18 protein-coding genes are annotated in these 16813 nt (G+C 46.9%); 2 read left to right on the top strand and 16 right to left on the bottom strand.

The genetic code is table 11. From position 1 onward, the window contains the following. Genes BLQ53_RS01885 through BLQ53_RS01875 form a run of 3 tightly spaced genes read right to left on the bottom strand, consistent with a single transcriptional unit; the run spans position 1 to position 3126 of the window. On the bottom strand, positions 1-1611 hold the full coding sequence (locus tag BLQ53_RS01885) for a gamma-glutamyltransferase family protein (RefSeq protein ID WP_093725442.1): 1611 nt from the start codon (positions 1609-1611) through the stop codon (positions 1-3). Between the two features lie 42 nt (positions 1612-1653). Further along, a complete protein-coding gene (locus BLQ53_RS01880) occupies positions 1654-2409 on the bottom strand; it encodes a Cof-type HAD-IIB family hydrolase (protein WP_093725440.1) in 756 nt (251 codons plus the stop codon). 24 nt (positions 2410-2433) lie between these two features. Further along, positions 2434-3126, bottom strand: a complete 693-nt coding sequence (locus tag BLQ53_RS01875; protein ID WP_093725438.1) for an HAD family hydrolase — start codon at positions 3124-3126, stop codon at positions 2434-2436. Between the two features lie 89 nt (positions 3127-3215). Between BLQ53_RS01875 and BLQ53_RS01870 the strand changes: the two genes are divergently transcribed. Next, complete coding sequence (locus BLQ53_RS01870; protein WP_093725436.1) at positions 3216-3950, top strand: alpha/beta fold hydrolase; 735 nt, start codon at positions 3216-3218, stop codon at positions 3948-3950. Here the strand turns inward: BLQ53_RS01870 and BLQ53_RS01865 are convergent. The 8 genes from BLQ53_RS01865 to BLQ53_RS01830 form a co-directional block, all read right to left on the bottom strand. Then, entirely contained in the window at positions 3899-4414 is a 516-nt protein-coding gene (locus BLQ53_RS01865) for a hypothetical protein (protein ID WP_093725434.1), read from the bottom strand. The genes BLQ53_RS01870 and BLQ53_RS01865 overlap by 52 nt on opposite strands. A 219-nt stretch (positions 4415-4633) precedes the next feature. Next, the gene (locus BLQ53_RS01860; protein ID WP_093725432.1) at positions 4634-5542 is read right to left on the bottom strand and encodes a hypothetical protein; all 909 of its coding nucleotides are present in this window, start codon (positions 5540-5542) and stop codon (positions 4634-4636) included. 60 nt (positions 5543-5602) lie between these two features. After that, positions 5603-6409, bottom strand: a complete 807-nt coding sequence (locus tag BLQ53_RS01855; RefSeq protein ID WP_093725430.1) for an alpha/beta fold hydrolase — start codon at positions 6407-6409, stop codon at positions 5603-5605. Further along, positions 6409-6609, bottom strand: coding sequence for a hypothetical protein (locus tag BLQ53_RS01850; RefSeq protein WP_093725428.1), 201 nt, complete (start codon positions 6607-6609; stop codon positions 6409-6411). The genes BLQ53_RS01855 and BLQ53_RS01850 overlap by 1 nt, the downstream gene beginning before the upstream one ends. A 77-nt stretch (positions 6610-6686) precedes the next feature. Continuing rightward, the gene (locus BLQ53_RS01845; protein WP_093725426.1) at positions 6687-7097 is read right to left on the bottom strand and encodes a hypothetical protein; all 411 of its coding nucleotides are present in this window, start codon (positions 7095-7097) and stop codon (positions 6687-6689) included. 92 nt (positions 7098-7189) lie between these two features. Further along, the gene (locus tag BLQ53_RS01840; protein WP_093725424.1) at positions 7190-9844 is read right to left on the bottom strand and encodes an MMPL family transporter; all 2655 of its coding nucleotides are present in this window, start codon (positions 9842-9844) and stop codon (positions 7190-7192) included. Next, positions 9841-10290 carry a MarR family winged helix-turn-helix transcriptional regulator gene (locus tag BLQ53_RS01835; RefSeq protein WP_244499207.1) on the bottom strand — a complete coding sequence of 150 codons (450 nt, stop codon included), beginning with the start codon at positions 10288-10290 and terminating at the stop codon, positions 9841-9843. Before BLQ53_RS01835 ends, BLQ53_RS01840 begins: the two co-directional genes overlap by 4 nt. Positions 10291-11006: 716 nt before the next feature. Further along, positions 11007-11363, bottom strand: coding sequence for a nuclear transport factor 2 family protein (locus tag BLQ53_RS01830; RefSeq protein ID WP_093725422.1), 357 nt, complete (start codon positions 11361-11363; stop codon positions 11007-11009). A 146-nt stretch (positions 11364-11509) separates the two neighbouring features. Between BLQ53_RS01830 and BLQ53_RS01825 the strand changes: the two genes are divergently transcribed. Continuing rightward, the gene (locus BLQ53_RS01825; RefSeq protein ID WP_244499206.1) at positions 11510-11776 is read left to right on the top strand and encodes a hypothetical protein; all 267 of its coding nucleotides are present in this window, start codon (positions 11510-11512) and stop codon (positions 11774-11776) included. A gap of 29 nt (positions 11777-11805) precedes the next feature. On the opposite strand, the gene BLQ53_RS01820 is transcribed toward BLQ53_RS01825, so the two are convergent. The 5 genes from BLQ53_RS01820 to BLQ53_RS01800 form a co-directional block, all read right to left on the bottom strand. Then, the gene (locus BLQ53_RS01820; protein ID WP_093725418.1) at positions 11806-13713 is read right to left on the bottom strand and encodes a BglG family transcription antiterminator; all 1908 of its coding nucleotides are present in this window, start codon (positions 13711-13713) and stop codon (positions 11806-11808) included. Between the two features lie 68 nt (positions 13714-13781). Continuing rightward, a complete protein-coding gene (locus BLQ53_RS01815; protein ID WP_093725416.1) occupies positions 13782-14108 on the bottom strand; it encodes a PTS lactose/cellobiose transporter subunit IIA in 327 nt (108 codons plus the stop codon). A 14-nt stretch (positions 14109-14122) separates the two neighbouring features. Further along, on the bottom strand, positions 14123-15472 hold the full coding sequence (gene celB, locus BLQ53_RS01810; RefSeq protein WP_093725414.1) for a PTS cellobiose transporter subunit IIC: 1350 nt from the start codon (positions 15470-15472) through the stop codon (positions 14123-14125). A 5-nt stretch (positions 15473-15477) separates the two neighbouring features. Beyond that, positions 15478-15789 (bottom strand): PTS sugar transporter subunit IIB, encoded by a 312-nt coding sequence (locus BLQ53_RS01805; RefSeq protein WP_093725412.1) that lies wholly within the window; start codon positions 15787-15789, stop codon positions 15478-15480. Between the two features lie 132 nt (positions 15790-15921). Further along, a complete protein-coding gene (locus BLQ53_RS01800; protein WP_170829549.1) occupies positions 15922-16800 on the bottom strand; it encodes a TetR/AcrR family transcriptional regulator in 879 nt (292 codons plus the stop codon). Between the last annotated feature and the right edge of the window lie 13 nt (positions 16801-16813).

The following is a 16813-nucleotide window of genomic DNA, read 5'->3' as shown; positions in this document are numbered from 1 at the left end:
CTAAAACGAAGCGATACTGCCATCAGCTCGTGCTTCGGTTCCCCCATATAATGTTCCATTGCCGGGATCGCGCCAAATGATTTGTCCGCGCCCGAAAGTGGATCTGTCCGCTTTGACTTCGATTTCATGTCCTTTGCGAATCAGCGCCTCGGCAATATATTTCGGGAAATCGGCTTCCACATGGAATGTCTTGCCTTTGACCCACTGCCAGCGCGGCGCATCAAGCGCTGTCTGCGGATTGAGTCCGAAATCAAGCATATTCATGACCACTTGGGTATGCCCTTGCGGCTGCATGAATCCGCCCATGACACCAAACGGTCCGATCGCCTGCCCTTTCTTCGTCAAAAAACCGGGGATGATCGTGTGGAAGGACTTCTTTCCGCCTTGCAGCTTGTTGGCATGCTCCGGATCAAGACTGAAGTTATGCCCGCGGTTTTGCAGTGCAATGCCTGTTCCTGGAACGACCAGCCCGGATCCGAAGCCATGGTAGTTGCTTTGGATGAAGGAAACCATATTTCCATCGCTATCTGCTGTCGCCAAATAAACCGTTCCGCCCGTCTTTGGTTCCCCTGCTTCCGGTTGCTCTGCCGTATCACCGATCATGGCACGTCTTTGTGCCGCATAATCATCCGATAACAGTTCCTTTACTGTGACAGGCATATGCTGTTCTTCCGTTATGTATGCATGCCCATCGGCAAATGCGAGTTTCATTGCCTCCATCTGCTTATGATATGTATCAATTGCTTCTTTTTCATGGAAAGAGAATCCCTTCAATATATTAAGAGCTGAAAGAGCAACCAAACCCTGCCCATTCGGCGGAATCTCCCAAACATCATACCCCCGGTAATTCACCGATATCGGCTCCACCCATTCCGGTTCAAAGGCAGTCAAATCTTCTTTCGTCAGGAATCCGTCATTTTCGGCAGAAAATTCCGTCATTTTATCAGCCAATTCTCCTTCATAAAAGGCAGCCGCATCTGTGCGGGCTATTTGCCGCAGTGTTTCGGCATGATCAGGCGATCGCCATATATCTCCGATTTGCGGATACTTTCCATTTGGAGCGAATGTATCGAACCAGCCATTGTACATGGCATCGGTACAGGATGTACTGAACTTCTTATACGCACGTTCCCATAGCTTGGCAACTGTCGGCGTGACCGCAAAACCGTTTTCAGCATAATATATCGCCGGCTGCAGCACTTCGATCAGCGGCAGCTTCCCGAATCGCTTGCTCAAGGCCGCCCATCCGCCTGGTGCACCGGGTACCGTTACCGGCAGAAAGCCATACAGCGGCATCTCTTCATACCCGAGTTCCTTTACTTTTTCGATACTGATCGATTTAGGTGCCGGGCCGCTGGCATTCAGTCCATAAAGCTTGTCCTTGATCCAAACAAGTGCAAAAGCATCACCGCCGATTCCGTTCGATGTCGGCTCGACCACTGTCAGCATCGCCGCAGTAGCAATGGCGGCATCGACTGCATTGCCGCCTTTTTTCAGCATATCCAGTCCCGCCTGAGCGGCAAGCGGCTGCGATGTAGCCACCATTCCTTGTCTGGCAACGGTCGTCATCCGCTGTGAATGATATGGGTAATACAAATGATCTGTCTTCATTCTGTCTCCCCCCTTATGTAAGAAGCCCGGAAAATCCCGAGCTTATGACCATCCTAGCAGATGGTGGATCGCTTTCGCTACCCCATCATTTTCATTTGTATCCGTTTGAAAGTCTGCAACTTCTTTGACTGCATCCTGGGCATTGCCCATCGCTACACCGCAGCCGACAGCTTCGATCATCTTAATGTCATTCAGGCTGTCACCCATGGCGATTACCTGTTCCATCTTAATGCCGAGCCGGTCACAAACCTTTTGTACTGCTTCGGCTTTATTGATGCCGACAGCATTGACTTCGATATTCGTTGGACTGGAATTCGAAAGCTCCAGCTCATTCTTATCGGACAGGGCTTTGACGATAGCTTCCCGTGTTGTGTCATCAAACGTATCAAAGCCGAATTTCAGCCATTCATATTCCTCCATATCAGCCGGGAAATTACCACGGAAGACATGCTCTGTACTGACAGCCCAATAATGCGTATCATATTCATCCGCCAGCCGTTTCATTTTCTTGATCAAATCATCCTCGATCAATACGCGCTCCAGCAGCTCGCCCTCGGCAGTCCAGATTTCACTTCCGTTCACTGTCACCAGAAACGACTGCAACCCCAGATCATCAGCGTATGGCTTGCATGTCCGGATGCCCCGGCCTGTGCTGAGGATGACATGCACGCCTTCCTCCTGTGCTCGTTGTATTGCTTTACGATTCGCTTCCGTTACTTCTTCGCGAGGATTGAGCATTGTACCATCCATATCAAGTGCAATCAGCTTATACTCTCTTTGTGTCACGTTCCCAGCCATCCAATCTCCCCTTTATGTAAATGCTTAGTCCATGTCCATTATAGTATAGTCGGTTTTATTTTTCCTTTCAGACCGATTCCAGTTGGCAATCAGAGCTGGCAGTACACGCCAATCAGAAAAGCAAGGCACCCCTTCCAGTTTCCCGCCGAACAGGACAGGCTGCAAACCAGCATTTCTGCTTCCAACCACATCATTGTCCACATGATCGCCGACAAAGATTGCATCAGATGCATCAGCCTCCACCTCTGTCAGCGCCATCTTGAATATAGCAGGATCCGGTTTTCGCAAACCGACCACTTCGGAGATGATCATGCTTTGACAATGCCAATACAAGCCAAGCTGTTCGATCACTTGCTGCTGGAGCAACGCAGGTCCATTCGTGACAATTCCCAATGTATAAGACATACTCAATTCCTGCAGCGTCTCAAGCGCATCCGGATATGCTACCGCGAATTGTGCGACCTTTTCGAAATAATCTGCAGTCAATGCAGGCTCCAAGCTTGTGTCCAAGGAAAACCGGCTTAATAGTTCTCTATATACAATCGGCTTCTCGACATATCCATTTTGATCAAACTCCAGGAATGCCTTCGCAAACCCATCTGCCTCGACACCATGCAGCTCGGACTGGAATCGCTGGAATTGGTCGGCAAGGAACCGCTGTAAAGTAGTATGCCTGTCGTGAATCGTACCATCCAAATCAAAAAGAATTGCTTTCATCTTAACGCTCCATTTCTCTTTTCCTCCATCATACGCCTTTGGAGAAAGATTGTCAGTACTGCAGTATACTTAGAAATGGAGGTGAGGAAATGAAAGTATCTATTTATAACGAACAGCAGCCGCATACCCTGCTTTTTCTGCATGGAGGCGGAGTCGGCGGCTGGATGTGGAAAAAACAGCTAGCACATTTTTCTGATTACAAATGCGCGGTTGCCGAGTTGGAATTTGGCACAGCGGACGCTTCGATCGAACGACTGGCTAACCAATTGCTGCATTGGGTAGAACTGAATACAGGCCAAGGAAAGGTCGCACTGATCGGATTTTCCATCGGCGCCCAAATTGCTTTGCGAATGGTAAGCAAACGACCAGAGCTTTTTTGTTTTAGCATGCTGAACAGTCCTCTTACAATTCCCAGTACCTTACCGAAAAGCATCATTCGGAACGCAGTCCGTTGCACGCATCCCCTGATCAAGAACAGAAGCTTTTCAGCCTTGCAAGCCCGTGCGCTCGCTATACCAGCGGAAGATTTCGAAACATATTACCAACAAAGTTTGCAAATATCCTATTTGGCACTCACCAAGATGCTTGAAGAAAATATGCAATTTTCCATCCCCAGCGAATTCCCAAATACGAAAACGAATGTCCTTGTTACGGTCGGTGAAAAGGAGAAATCGATCATGAAACGATCGGCAGCCAAACTTGCCGACTGTCATCCCTTTTGTAAAAGTCTCCTGATTGCAAATAGCAGACATGGCTTCCCATTGGAGCACCCTCAGCTATTCAACTTGCTGCTGCGGAAAGAACTGGCTGGGAGTCCATTCTGATTTTGATAATCCCAGAGAATCCGCCATTCTCCCTCCACCTTCGTGACATAGACATACTGCACGAAGGTGAAGCGGCCATACTTCCCGTCATAATTCTGTTTGACTGTGTAGGAGTAAACATCCTTGTATGTTGGTCCATCTGGTGTTGCACGCCATTTATGCTTTTTGTCTCCCTCTTCGATTTTAAATTGGAACGTATCTGCCCCAAAATGACTCATGAACACATGGGAACGATCGGTTACATAATCTTTACGAGGAAAGCGGGCCTGCAGATCCTTATGCAGCAAACCCCAAGAAGAGGCAAATTCACCTTTTTGCTCAAAGGTATAAAAGTGTTCCACAGCTCGTTTGGCCTGGTTGGGAGAAGCATTCTTCAGAAAGAGGGCAAATAGGCAAAGGAGCAGCATGACAAGAAAACATAGGACTGCCAAATGCTTTGGCTTGATTTTCATTCGATGGCGCATAAGCCGATCCTCCCTTCAGGACTAGCTTATTCACAGCCTGCTGAAGGTAGTATGAAAATACAGAAAGGGGGTTGGACATAACTAACATGCTGTGCTTAAAAACGAACCATATTTTCTGCGCAGCGTTTCGACAGAACAATTCGCTAGTATAGATGAACGTCAATAATTCCGACCTTACGCGTATCTTTGTTTCAAGATTCACGTCCCAGTTCGGGTTTTCTAATTCTTTTGCATTTTACCAAAGGATTCATTGGTAGCATAAAACCCGCTGCCTTTACCAGTGTACAAGGACAATGTTTGTTTTTCCTCATCCGTTGCCTCGTCCCTGATATAGAGGAAGTAAAGAATACTCATATCCATCTCTTTATCCTCTTTACTTCCCTCCGGACCAGGTTGGTAATTACGAAGCTCTTCAGGGTCAGCTTCCATCCCCCACTTGATATGGTGATACAGATTCTCGAATGTCCTCTCTGCATCAGGAGTGATATTATCCGCCATATATTCCCGTTTCACTTCCTCCATATCGTGCATCTGGATGTAATCAATGAACTGCCTTCCGTCACCATACTGGAAAAATTCACCCCAGTTCATCGGTGTACGCTCCCCCAACTGAAACAGCAGCAGATACTTGATCTCAAACCGTTCTCTTTCCTCAGCATGGCGTTCTCCTCGTTCTGAACTATCCTCTGTGATTTCCCCATCGAAAAATCGCATACAAAATGCCTTGTATTCTTCCTCGAATTGACGCATCACTTCCCATAAACGGTGAATATCCTTATCGAATAATTCCTTGCTGCGGAAGATGGAGGCTAGCATGAAGAAGCGGAATAACCCGCGGAAATGCGTGTTGATTTTTTTTTGGCTCCAATCATAATGCTCCTGGCGGAACGCATCGTTGACCTTTACCAAATACTCCAAGTCCAATGCCTTTTTCAGTCTTTCGATATGTTCTTCATCCACCAATGCCGTCGGTCTGACTTTCAGCGTATCCCATTGCAGTTTTAGCTGCTCCCGATGACGATCGGGATTCTGCATTGGACGTTTACGTGCGCCTGTGTTATAAAAAACAGCAATCCCAACGAGGATAAGGACAACCGCTATCCCAGTAAACGTAACAATATCATTCATTTGATTTCCTCCTGCTCATGACAAATAGAGCTGACAAACCGTCAACTCTATTTGTTCCCATTAACTTTGCAATACACGCAGTAGTTCCTGATTGAATTTTTCTTTTTCATCGAACATAAGACCGTGTCCGCTGTCCGCGAAAGGAATCACAGTCGAATTGACGATGCCACCGGTAATTTCTTTAGCGAAATCGAATGGACAAATTTCATCTTTTTGTCCATGGAAAATATAGGTCAGGGTACTGATCTGTGCCAGCTCATCGCGAAGATCCTCATCACGGAGCGCTTCCATCGCCTGGATCGTTCCATGGCCGCTTGCTTCCAGTCCGAGATGGAAGAACCATTGCTTGAAGGGGTTGGAGTGTTCTTGGGCGAAGAACATATCACCGAAATCCTGCAGTGCATTCGGACGATCTGCTTGGATTTGCTTGATCATATCATCCGCTTCTTCTTTTTTCATACCGAAAGGATAAGCATCACGCTGCGTGAAAACAGGTGCCGCTGCAGCCATCAGAAGTAGTTTGTCCACTTTGGCAAGACCGTATTTATTCATATACCGGATGGCGATCGGTCCGCCCATGGAAAAACCAGCCAAAACGAAATGTTCCAGTCCCAAAAACGCAACGACATGATGTACAGCTTCTGCCTGCATATCATATGTGTAGCTGTTCCATGGTTTGTCTGATTTCCCAAAACCAAGCAGATCGATGCCGATGAAGCGAAAGCCGTGTTTTGGCAGCTCATTCATCTGGTACTCGAACATCTTATGGCTGACCGGCCACCCATGCAGGAAGACGACGGGAATACCAGTACCGATGTCCTCTGCAAATACGTTATATCCTGATTCTGTTTGGATTACATGTCCCATCATGATCTCCTCTTTCGATTATAGTCCCTTTCTCTTGGTTCTTTCTTTTCTCTCGTTCGCAATTCACGGAATAAGAAAAATGCCCCTGCCACACCAGATAAAATAGTGAGCAGAAGAAATAGGGTATTGGTAGTGAACACATAGATCAGCAGGAGGACAAGCGCCAGGATAAAGAATCCGAAATAGCCTGCTACCTTCATACGCCTCACTCCTTCCAATTGGTCTTGCTTTTATATACCCGCTAGGTACGTACTTTAAGCAAAAGAGAAAAGCATGCTCAGTGCGTGTGCAAAACCGTTCCCTCCGGTCCGATCAGACTGATCTCCAGTTCGATCTCCCGATTGATGTCATCTTCCAAGTCATGCGCTTCCAGAACATCAGCCGCCTCGCCTTTCACTTCTTCCCAGACGGGTTGCATCCGATGATCGACTTCAGCCTCCTCATTCCGGATGTGCAAACGAATAGTGCCTTCAGGCTGAAACCCTACACCCATTACTTCATACGTATCATAAACAGCCAGTTCCTCGACAGCTGTAGCGTTCACTTCTTCCAATGCATGACGGATCATTTCTTCATGGACTTCATTGTACGGAATAGGATGGGTGGACCGATCGGTGAAAAAAAAGAGCAGACCAGCTATCACCATCGTCCCAGCCAGGACGAGTCGCAATCCAAGGTTTCGTTTCATCAGCAAACCTCCATTCCTTGCTACTATATGCAGTTCGGATGGAAAACTTGTCCATAGAAAAAAGGAGCACGCCAAAGGCGCACTCCCTTGATTTATTCTTCTTCTCTTCTTTTCCGTTTGAACGGCCACCAGTTCAGCTCACCAAGAGTAGTAGCGATTGCCGGTATGAGCAGCGGCAGAATCACCAGACCATACAATAGCAGGCCGATGATGATGACAGTCGCGACCTCCAGCAGCGTCAGGACGCCAGATGGCATCATAGCAGCAAACGTACCCGCCAGGATGATCGCCGCAGTGATGATGACACCGCCCATTTTCTTCATCGAATGAACCATGCCTGCCTGCAAATCATCACGCGCTTCTTCGGTAAAACGATCAAGCAGGAAGATCGAATAGTCCACACCAAGCGAAATCAGGATCACGAAGCTGAAGAATGGCACAGCCCAACTCACTCCTGCGTAATCCAAACCATTGACGAAAATCAACTCGGTGATAGAAATCGCAGTATAGTAGGTAAGCAGCAAGGACCCGATCATATACGCCGGAATGACCATGGAACGAAATAGCACTGTCAGGATGATGAATAATCCGATCATCATGATGACCATCGTGCGGGAAAGATCGGTTGTGGATAGATCTTCCAAGTCAGCGTTGGTACTTGTTACGCCGCCATAGACGATTTCAGCATTTTCATATGGTGTATCCTTCACTTCCGCATCCACACGGTCTTTAATGGTTTGCAGTGTTTGAATCGCTTCCTCGGAATATGGATCGGAATCCAATACGACATCAATTGTGACACCTTCCCCATCGCGGAACGCATACGTATCGATGCTCTCCTGGAAATCACCCTCCAAGGCATCTTCTGGAATATACATACCAGTATCACGGACAGTCTCGCTATCGCTGATGTCACGCAATGTATCCGATGCTGTCTGCAATCCGTCAGAAACTTGCGTCAGTCCTTCGTTTGCCGATCCGACACCATCGGCAAGCTGCTGCAGCGTTTGAGTCAGTGTACCAACTTGCTCTTGCTGCCCTTGCAATTGTGTATCAGCTTGTTCCAGACCTGATTGAATCTGCGTCAGCTGCTCGCTGATACCCGCCAGTTGGGCTGATGCCTGCTGGACATTGCCGGTTTGCTGCAACTGACCAGTCACTTGCTGTAATGCTGTATTGACTTGTCCTAGACCTTCTGTTGCATCAGATAGTCCACCACCGCTTGATGAGCCTGTATTTCCAGCCTGACCGGAAATCTGATTCAGTCCATCCTGCACTTGCGTCAGACCGTCCTGCACATCACTGATTCCATCGACTGCATCATGGATACCATCGGCAATTTGACCGGTTTGCGTATCCACATATAGATCATCGATTTTTTCCCCTGTAGGCTGTGTTGCTGTCCGGACTTTTTCCACTCCGTCAATCTTGGTGATTGCATCACTCAAATTATCGAGATATGGTAGCGTGTTTGCCGTTGTCAGGTTTTCATCATCATTGATGACGATCTGTATCGGCATTGCTTCCCCTTTTCCGATCGCATCCCCGATAGCATTCAACCCTTTGATGCTGTCATAATCACTGCTGATTTCCTCCGTGGAGTTGAAGGAAACTTGTTCATCATACGTAAGTACGAATGGTACGGTAATGACGGCAGTTATCGCCAGGAACAGCACTGGTCTTGCTACGGAATGGCGGCCAAGGAAATGCCATAGTTTATTGTCACCATGCGAAGCGGCCTGTTTGGATGGCCAGAACAGTTTCTCCCCCAGTGTCACCATGAACAGCGGCAAAACCGTCACAAGGACGACCAACAGTACCGCAACACCGACAGCCACCCCAACTGCCGATTGGAAGATGGCGAACTTCGCAAAGAAAATCGAAGCAAAGCCGACAAAAACAGCAATCGCACTGATAAATAATGTACGTCCCGCTGTCCGGTATGCGGTAACCGTGGCTTCCACTTTGTCATGACCATTAGCCAGCTCCTCCCGGAAGCGACTGAGCAGCAGGATACAATAGTCCGTACCTATGCCGAACAGAATCGCCACCAGGAATGTCTGGGTGAACGTCGAAATCGGAAAGTCCATTGTATCCACCAAAATGGCTAGTATCCCCTGACTGATCAAGTATGTAATCCCTACTGTGATCAAAGGAACGAATGGTGTCACGATGGAACGGAAGACGATCAAAAGCAATGCTACGATAATAAATACCGTGATCAACTCTGTCTTTTTCAAACCTTCTTCCGATGTATTGGCGAAATCTTGGTTGATCAAAGATGCACCTGTCACATATGCAGTTGTATCTTCAGGTACTGCATCATAGATTTCATCTGCAATCCTTTCCACTTCTGCATCCGAGCCATCGACTGTCACAGGCATCATGACTGTCTTTTTGTCTTCAGACGTCATCTGATCCTGGATGTCTTGATTATCCGTCAGCGGCGTCGTGATTTCATTCACACCATCGATTTTTTCCACTTTATCGATGACACCCTGAATCATGTCTTCACTGTCCTGATTCAGCGCTTCATCGAGTTCGAAAACGACGCTGATGCTATTGCTATTTTCCCCGGCATCCTCCAAAATCTCGCTCGCGCGGATGGATATGGCATCTTCCGGCAGCTGTGTCTGCCCTTTATCGGATGCCAACTGGGTCAGATTCGGTGAAAAGACCGTCAATCCAACCGCGATCAATATAACCGCAAGCGCAATGACCCATTTGAAACGAATGATTGTCCTCAATTTTCCTTCTCCCCTTTTTTTAGCTGATTTTTTACATCCGTGAATATCCGGATGAACGTCTCTACATCTTCATCCTTGATATGCTCGAAAAGCCCGCAGAAGCGATCATAAATGCTCTCCTCGGCTTTCCTCAGAATTTTTTCCCCGTCTTCTGTAATTTGCACAAGCTTCGTTCGCTTATCCCCATCAGAGTCGACCCATTCCACCCAGCCCTTTTCCAGCAGCTTTTTCAAACGGTTGGAAATCGCACTCTTATGTACTTGCTGTACCATCGCCAGATGACCAGGTGAGGAAGCGCCCGACAAGCTCAATATTTTGATCAAACTGACTTGCTGGGGCGAAATCTGATTGAACACTTCATATGCAGCGCCCTTTTTATGGAATATTTCGGTTGCCATGAAGGACACCTCATTAAAAAGATCGATTGCCTCTTTCAATTTACTCAATATAGTTTACCCCCTATACCAACATAGTTTATACCCTAAACTAAAAACAGTCAAACATTTTCTTTCTCTGAATTCAAGACACTATCATCGGGAAATATGGGCAGCACGCGAATCCATCCATATCCATCCCAAATATAGGTACTCGGACCCTAAAGAATTTATTCCCATTAGGGCATGTCCGATAGTGGAACGGTACTGTTCCTAGTCATACCCTTTTCTTAGTGTTTTAGGCGTCTATTCTCATTCCGCCATATGATGATGGAAATACCAGCAGCCACCAACAAGTCTACCTACTGTTTATGTCAATATGGACAATGGATTCGTCTCTGCACTATTACGGGACTCTTTTCAAGCATTTGCGAAGCCCCACTCAAACAGACACATTTCCTACTTGGCGTCATGTCGCCTGGTCTGATTTCGGGAGATTTGAATAACCATCATGGATGGTACCAGAAAGGAAGGGAGGAATAACTGAAGAAGGAAATATGATTAATCCGGATATCCAGCAAGAGGACGGCTGTCACCCAAAGAAGAGATAGGGGATGAATCTATGCGGGTAGCTCTTTCGGGGGGAGATAAAAACATGAGTTTGACCTTCCCATACCTGCAGATTTCGTGCAGGACGTTTTTGCAGGAGGGAAGGTGAACAAGCCTGTCACCTTTTCCCCCTCTTCAGCTGTATGATAAAAGGCGGTCTGCTTTATGCAGCCGCCTTTTTATGTTTCTGCCGGAGTGCCTTGATGGAAAAGCATGCGCCAGCCGCCGGGCTGATAGCGCCAGATGGAGCTTCGCAGCTGTTCTTGGCCTGATGCTTTGTCACATGTTCGAAATGTAGCCAGAACCGTATCTTCTGACAGAATTCGTACATCGAAGTCCCTGATATCCAACTCGACTGCATCCAATCCATTCGTCACAATATCTGCTTTGCCGAATGATCGACCCGAGGATCCATGCTCCAGGAAGTCATCTGTCAGTAAACTGCTGACAGCGGCTATCGACGTTCTCGTCTCATCTTCGAGCAATGATTTCTCCAATTGCAGGATTGTCTCCTTCACTTGCAGCTGTTCATCCATCTCGACTCGCCTCGCTTTTCTTTTAATTATATCCTTACGTTCATTCTATGAAAAGGGTTTCATTATACAACAAAAAAAGATTCACTACTCGGATTTGTATACGATGGGGAAAACTGATACAGTATGTAAAAGATGAGGTGACAAAATTGGAATTCAAGAGAACTCCGCTGGTTGCGGCGCTATTGAGCTTTCTATTTGCCGGCTTAGGTCAGTACTATAATCAACAGAATTTGAAGGGGACGCTCTTTGTCCTCATCAACCTGATCAATTTGTTTCTGATGTGGTTCGTAGTCGGTCTGTTCACGTATTTCATTTTTTGGATCTATACTATTTACGATGCTTATAAAATGGCTAAACGCGCGAATATGAAGCTTGCCCGTCAGAGTGGACAAATCGAGCCTTCCACCAATTAAAACAGCTGCCCAGCAGAGGCAGCTGTTTTTCATATCGAGATTAACACCTCATGGAATTCCTCATAGGAGTGAGCTTCTAATAATCTTTGGACATGCGTCGGCTGCTCGATGATGCGGACAAGCTGCTGATACATGTCGGTAAAATCCTCATCACTTTCTTTTTCGATACATAATAAGCAAACGAATCTTACTTGCTTACCAGACCAATCTATCGGTTTTTTCAAAGTACAGATGACCCACAGCGTTTCATCCACGCTCGCTTCCAGCGGATGCGGCACAGCTACTGAATTACCGAAACAAGTCGGTGCCATGGACTCTCTTTCGTAAACCGCCGTGAGGAACTTTTCCCCCACCTTCCCGTCTGATTTCAGTACGTCATTCAAAAAGGTCAGCACTTCTTCTTTACTCTCCAATTCCTGCTGCAGGAACACATATGCTGGTTTGATATAGCGAATCTCCTTACCAAAATGCATGAAAGCTTCAAGCTTCGCTATTGCTTCCTTATCCAAGATGACCGGGACGTGTATGACTGGAAGCGATGTGGTTTCCGCTTCTATCGGGATTGTGCTGATGATCAAATCCGCTTCCCATTCCTTTTTCCGTATCAAACGATAATATTCAATTGTATCGATGATGTCCAACTTGTCCGGAAAAAGGGAGTGCAGCTTATAGCGCAGCAATTGGGCACTGCCTATCCCTGAAGCACAGACTAGCAGACATCTGATCTTCCTTCCTTTTTGGGTGTTTCTTTCCAAGGCTGCTCCGATATGCAGTGCCAGATAACCGATCTCCTCTTCAGCAAGCTGGATGCCGATGACCTTCTCGACTGCACAGGCCCCGATGACAGCAGCTTCAAATGCAAGCGGATAATGCCGTTTGATATCCTCAAGCAGCGGGTTCCGCACATTCATGCCGTACATATGACGATGGACTGCCGGCTTGAGATGGATGCTCAATCCTTTCAGCAATTCCTCGTCCTGACGCAAATCCAGCCCTGTCTTATCGTAAATCCTAGCAATGATTGCTGCCGCCAATTCCGGCATTCCAAGCTTATCTTCCAGAATTCCTTTTGCAGCATACTCTGTCCCCATCAGATGAATGGTCATATACGCCACTTCCACTTGAGGGAAAAAGATATGAAGCTCTGCTTCCAGCATCGCGGTAAGCTGTGCTGCCTCCCGGAAGGCTGGCTGCTGGATGATATCCTGCATCGCATCAGGGGCGAGCTCGACATACTGTTCATCCCTGATTCGTTTGCAAGCAATCGCAATATGTGTAACCAAATTCTGTACTGCCACATCTGACAGCATCATCTGGTTATCCGTCACATATTTATGCACAATGTCATGCACATGATGTATGTCGGTTTCTGATATGATTGCATCCGGTAACCCGTACGCCTTTTGCCAACCTGTTCGCATAGAAAAGAATGATGACAGAAAATATCGCTTTTCCGTCTCCGTTCCCACAATCCGAATACCATACTTCGGTTTTTTCTCAAGCTCCAGCCCCGATTCCCGGAGAAGCTGCCTCACTTGTTTCAGATCACTTTGCACAGTCGGAAAGCTGACAAAACAAGCTTGCGCCAAATCTTCCATTTTATAAAATCCATCAGATAGGAGAAGCAGCTGCAATAGATGATTCACTCTTTCCGCCGGAGTCTCTACCCGTGTATACAGACGTTCTTGCTTCTTACGGATTGCTTCCTGCAAATAGGCCTGAAAAAGCTTCTCATCAATGACAATCAGCCGATACCCCCGCCCTCTGATCGACTCGATTCTTGCATGGTCCGCCGGTAATTCCTGGTGCAGCAGCTTCATATCTGAACGAATCGTCCGCTCCGATACAGCCAGCTTCTTTGCCAGCTCATCCGCAGTCATCGTACGCGATTCGGATGATAGGAAAGTCAATAATTCCAAGAGTCTCGGTTGCAGCATACAGATTCACCCCTTATCCACCATACCTATGCCAAAAAGGCGATCAAGTGACCGCCTCCTTTTAAAGCTTACCCCCGAGTTGCCGATTGTTTCGCCAGCTCCTCCTGCAAATAGATGATTTCCTCTGCTAATTCCCGCACTGTCATCGCATTCATCAAATGATCCTGCGCATGCACCATCAACAAAGTCACCGTCGATTGTGCGCCGCCTGCCTCGGCTGTGATAAGTTCCGTCTGGATGTGATGAGCCTGATTGATTGCTTCTTTGCTAGCCTCGATTTTCAATTTAGCTTCCTCGAACGCCTGCTGTCTGGCAAGCGCCATCGCTTCCATAGCGTAACTGCGGCCATCACCACCGTGCAGTATCAACTGAAATGCTTTTTCTTCTACATTCATCACGTTCCTCCTCATCAGTTGCTGATTGGATCTGCTCCATCTTCAGACGCTGCCAACTCACGCTGTCTCGCTTCTTCTTCCTTCAGTTGGTTTTTCTCCAGCGCACGGAAGAATGGATAATAGATGGCCATCGAAATCACTAAGTTTATCAGCTGTATGACAGCACCTGAGATTTTTCCTCCTGTTGCCAGATATCCCGAAATCAACGGAGGCATCGTCCACGGCACAACGATTCCAGCTGGTTTCGCCACTAGACCTGTACTCATGCCGATATAAGTGGTAGCGACCATTACGAGAGGAATCGTAATGAAAGGTATGATCATGAGCGGGTTGAGGACAATCGGAAGACCAAAAACGATTGGTTCATTGATATTGAAGAATGCCGGACCGGTTGCAAGTCTGCTCAGCTGTTTATTTTGTTTAAGCTTTGCCCGCCAAATCATGATTAAAACCAATCCCAAAGTTGCACCTGAACCTCCAACATGGATGAATACATCAAAAAATTGCTGTGTGAAAATATGTGGCAACTCCGTACCGGCAGCAAATGCGGTTGCATTTTCGGCTGTCGCTTTCAGCCAAATCGGGGACATGATACCCCCTACGATATTGGCCCCATGCAGACCACACACCCATAGCAGCACAATCATCAATTCTGCAACAAAGCTGCCAATAAAAGAGGAACCAACAAGCGTAAGTGGTGAACCGATGATCGTTGCAATCAGATTATGAATATCGCCAAAAGGTGTCGCTTCTACCAGCATACGGATCAGCCATACAAGGATGATGACAGCAAAACCTGGAATAAGTGCAATGAACGACCGCGATACCGCAGGTGGTACACCATCAGGCATCCGGATCACGATATTGCGTTTGACAATGAAGCGATACACTTCTGTGGCAAACATCGCCACCAGCATCCCTACGAACAATCCACCGCTTCCAAGCAAGGAAACCGGTACGAAATTGGCAGCTGCTCCGTCGACTTCAAAAGGACTGAATGGCGTTGCAAGCAAGAATGCCGATAGTGCAATTGCCCCCGAAGACAACGGATCGACACCATCTGCTTCATAAGCTTGCGCCAATCGATACGCGATACCGAAACAAGCGAATATCGCCATGACATCGAATGTCACATTTACTGGATACTGCAGCTTCGTACTCCATGATTCCCCGAAAATACCTGCCATGAAATCAGCGTAGCCCGGAATAGGCAGATTTCCAAGAATGAGGAAAAGTGATCCAACAATGATCAAAGGCATGGTCAGGATAATACCATCCCGCAGTGCTACCAGATGCCGCTGCGCTGCAATCTTGCCCGCAAACGGCATCACCTTCATTTCAAGAAAATCATTGAATCGGCTCATTCACTTCACCCCTTCTTCGCAAATAGCGATTCAGCGTAATGAAGTACATTCTTTCCATTTCCAGTTCCATAATCAACACTGTTGATCACATCAACCGGAATACCTCTTTCCTCACCAAGTTTTTTCATTTGCGACAACATGTAGCGCACTTGCGGACCAAGCAAGAGAACGTCAGCTTGTTCGATATGTTTTTTCGCCTGATCGGCTGATACGGCTTGAATATGATAGTCTTTCGATTCTGCCTTTGCTGTCTTTTCCATCTTGGAAACAAGCAGACTAGTGGACATTCCAGCAGCACACACAAGTAAAATATTCATTTTTCTACCCCCTTCGGTTCTTACTTTCAATATACTATGAAAGCGTTTACATCTCCTGCTACTCTTTTGCCGTATCCTAACGGAAACTTGTTTAAGTAAAAGCCGGCATGCATTCCTGCACCCGGCTTTCATCTACAATACCTTTATTTCCAGAAGGCTTGCCAATTCCAAGCGCAAGTCATCCAGCTCTTTGATGCCTTTCAGATTGGCAGCCAACCCTTGGATGAGCAGCTTTTTAGGATCCTTTTTCTGTACTTCTTCCAGAATCAATTCAACGATCCCTTGCAACTCTTCCACATCTTTTTCTTGAGGATCAAAAGTGAGGATGACAACTTGCATCCGCTCCAGGATTTGTTTCGCTTCCCGCTCCTTCATTTCCTTCTCGAAAATGGAAGCCGAAACCGGTGTAGTTTCTGTCACAAGCGGTTCGGCCTTTCGCTTCAAGAGACCTTCCACCATATCATCCATTCGTTCGAGAATATAAGCAGCGGTTTTGTCCAGATCGAGGATCAGTCCATGAAGAAGCATATCAGCGATGATCTGAGAAAGGATCCCTTCCTGTAAAATACGCAGATCCTTTAAATAAGGCTCACTTTCCTCTCCATAAACCTCCAATAAATCAAGTTCGGTTTTACGCCTTCCCTTCTCCATCTCCTCCAGGAAGAACAACTCCATTTCCTTCCCGATATCCGTGTCAATATCATGACGCTGCATGATGATGAAATTCCCCCGCTTGATGAGTTCCCGCATCATCACTGCCAGACGCAGCTTCGTTTTCTCCCGGCTATCCAATACACGCTGATCGACTTGTTCGATTGCTTCCGTTATCAAACGAATATGATAGCGGAGTAATTCCGCAAATAACTCATCCTTGGATTTGAAATAAAGGTAAAATGCTCCTTTGGAGAGTTTGCTTGCCTCTGCAATTTCCTGGATGCTGGCTGCATGATAACCTTTTTTGGCAATAATCTCGGTTGCTCGTTCTATAATTGTGATTTTTTTCTCCTGCATATTGCCTTTCCTT

The organism is Terribacillus halophilus (assembly GCF_900101385.1).
Taxonomy (GTDB): domain Bacteria; phylum Bacillota; class Bacilli; order Bacillales; family Amphibacillaceae; genus Terribacillus; species Terribacillus halophilus.
Note: the sequence above shows the minus strand (reverse complement) of the source record. Positions and strands in the feature narration are given on the sequence as shown.

Excerpts from the sequence above, each read along its gene's own strand:
- BLQ53_RS01885 (WP_093725442.1), bottom strand. The coding sequence starts at position 1,611 with ATGAAGACAGATCATTTGTATTACCCATATCATTCACAGCGGATGACG.
- BLQ53_RS01880 (WP_093725440.1), bottom strand. The coding sequence starts at position 2,409 with ATGGCTGGGAACGTGACACAAAGAGAGTATAAGCTGATTGCACTTGAT.
- BLQ53_RS01875 (WP_093725438.1), bottom strand. The coding sequence starts at position 3,126 with ATGAAAGCAATTCTTTTTGATTTGGATGGTACGATTCACGACAGGCAT.
- BLQ53_RS01870 (WP_093725436.1), top strand. The coding sequence starts at position 3,216 with ATGAAAGTATCTATTTATAACGAACAGCAGCCGCATACCCTGCTTTTT.
- BLQ53_RS01865 (WP_093725434.1), bottom strand. The coding sequence starts at position 4,414 with ATGCGCCATCGAATGAAAATCAAGCCAAAGCATTTGGCAGTCCTATGT.
- BLQ53_RS01860 (WP_093725432.1), bottom strand. The coding sequence starts at position 5,542 with ATGAATGATATTGTTACGTTTACTGGGATAGCGGTTGTCCTTATCCTC.
- BLQ53_RS01855 (WP_093725430.1), bottom strand. The coding sequence starts at position 6,409 with ATGGGACATGTAATCCAAACAGAATCAGGATATAACGTATTTGCAGAG.
- BLQ53_RS01850 (WP_093725428.1), bottom strand. The coding sequence starts at position 6,609 with ATGAAGGTAGCAGGCTATTTCGGATTCTTTATCCTGGCGCTTGTCCTC.
- BLQ53_RS01845 (WP_093725426.1), bottom strand. The coding sequence starts at position 7,097 with ATGAAACGAAACCTTGGATTGCGACTCGTCCTGGCTGGGACGATGGTG.
- BLQ53_RS01830 (WP_093725422.1), bottom strand. The coding sequence starts at position 11,363 with ATGGATGAACAGCTGCAAGTGAAGGAGACAATCCTGCAATTGGAGAAA.
- BLQ53_RS01820 (WP_093725418.1), bottom strand. The coding sequence starts at position 13,713 with ATGCTGCAACCGAGACTCTTGGAATTATTGACTTTCCTATCATCCGAA.
- BLQ53_RS01815 (WP_093725416.1), bottom strand. The coding sequence starts at position 14,108 with ATGAATGTAGAAGAAAAAGCATTTCAGTTGATACTGCACGGTGGTGAT.
- celB (WP_093725414.1), bottom strand. The coding sequence starts at position 15,472 with ATGAGCCGATTCAATGATTTTCTTGAAATGAAGGTGATGCCGTTTGCG.
- BLQ53_RS01805 (WP_093725412.1), bottom strand. The coding sequence starts at position 15,789 with ATGAATATTTTACTTGTGTGTGCTGCTGGAATGTCCACTAGTCTGCTT.
- BLQ53_RS01800 (WP_170829549.1), bottom strand. The coding sequence starts at position 16,800 with ATGCAGGAGAAAAAAATCACAATTATAGAACGAGCAACCGAGATTATT.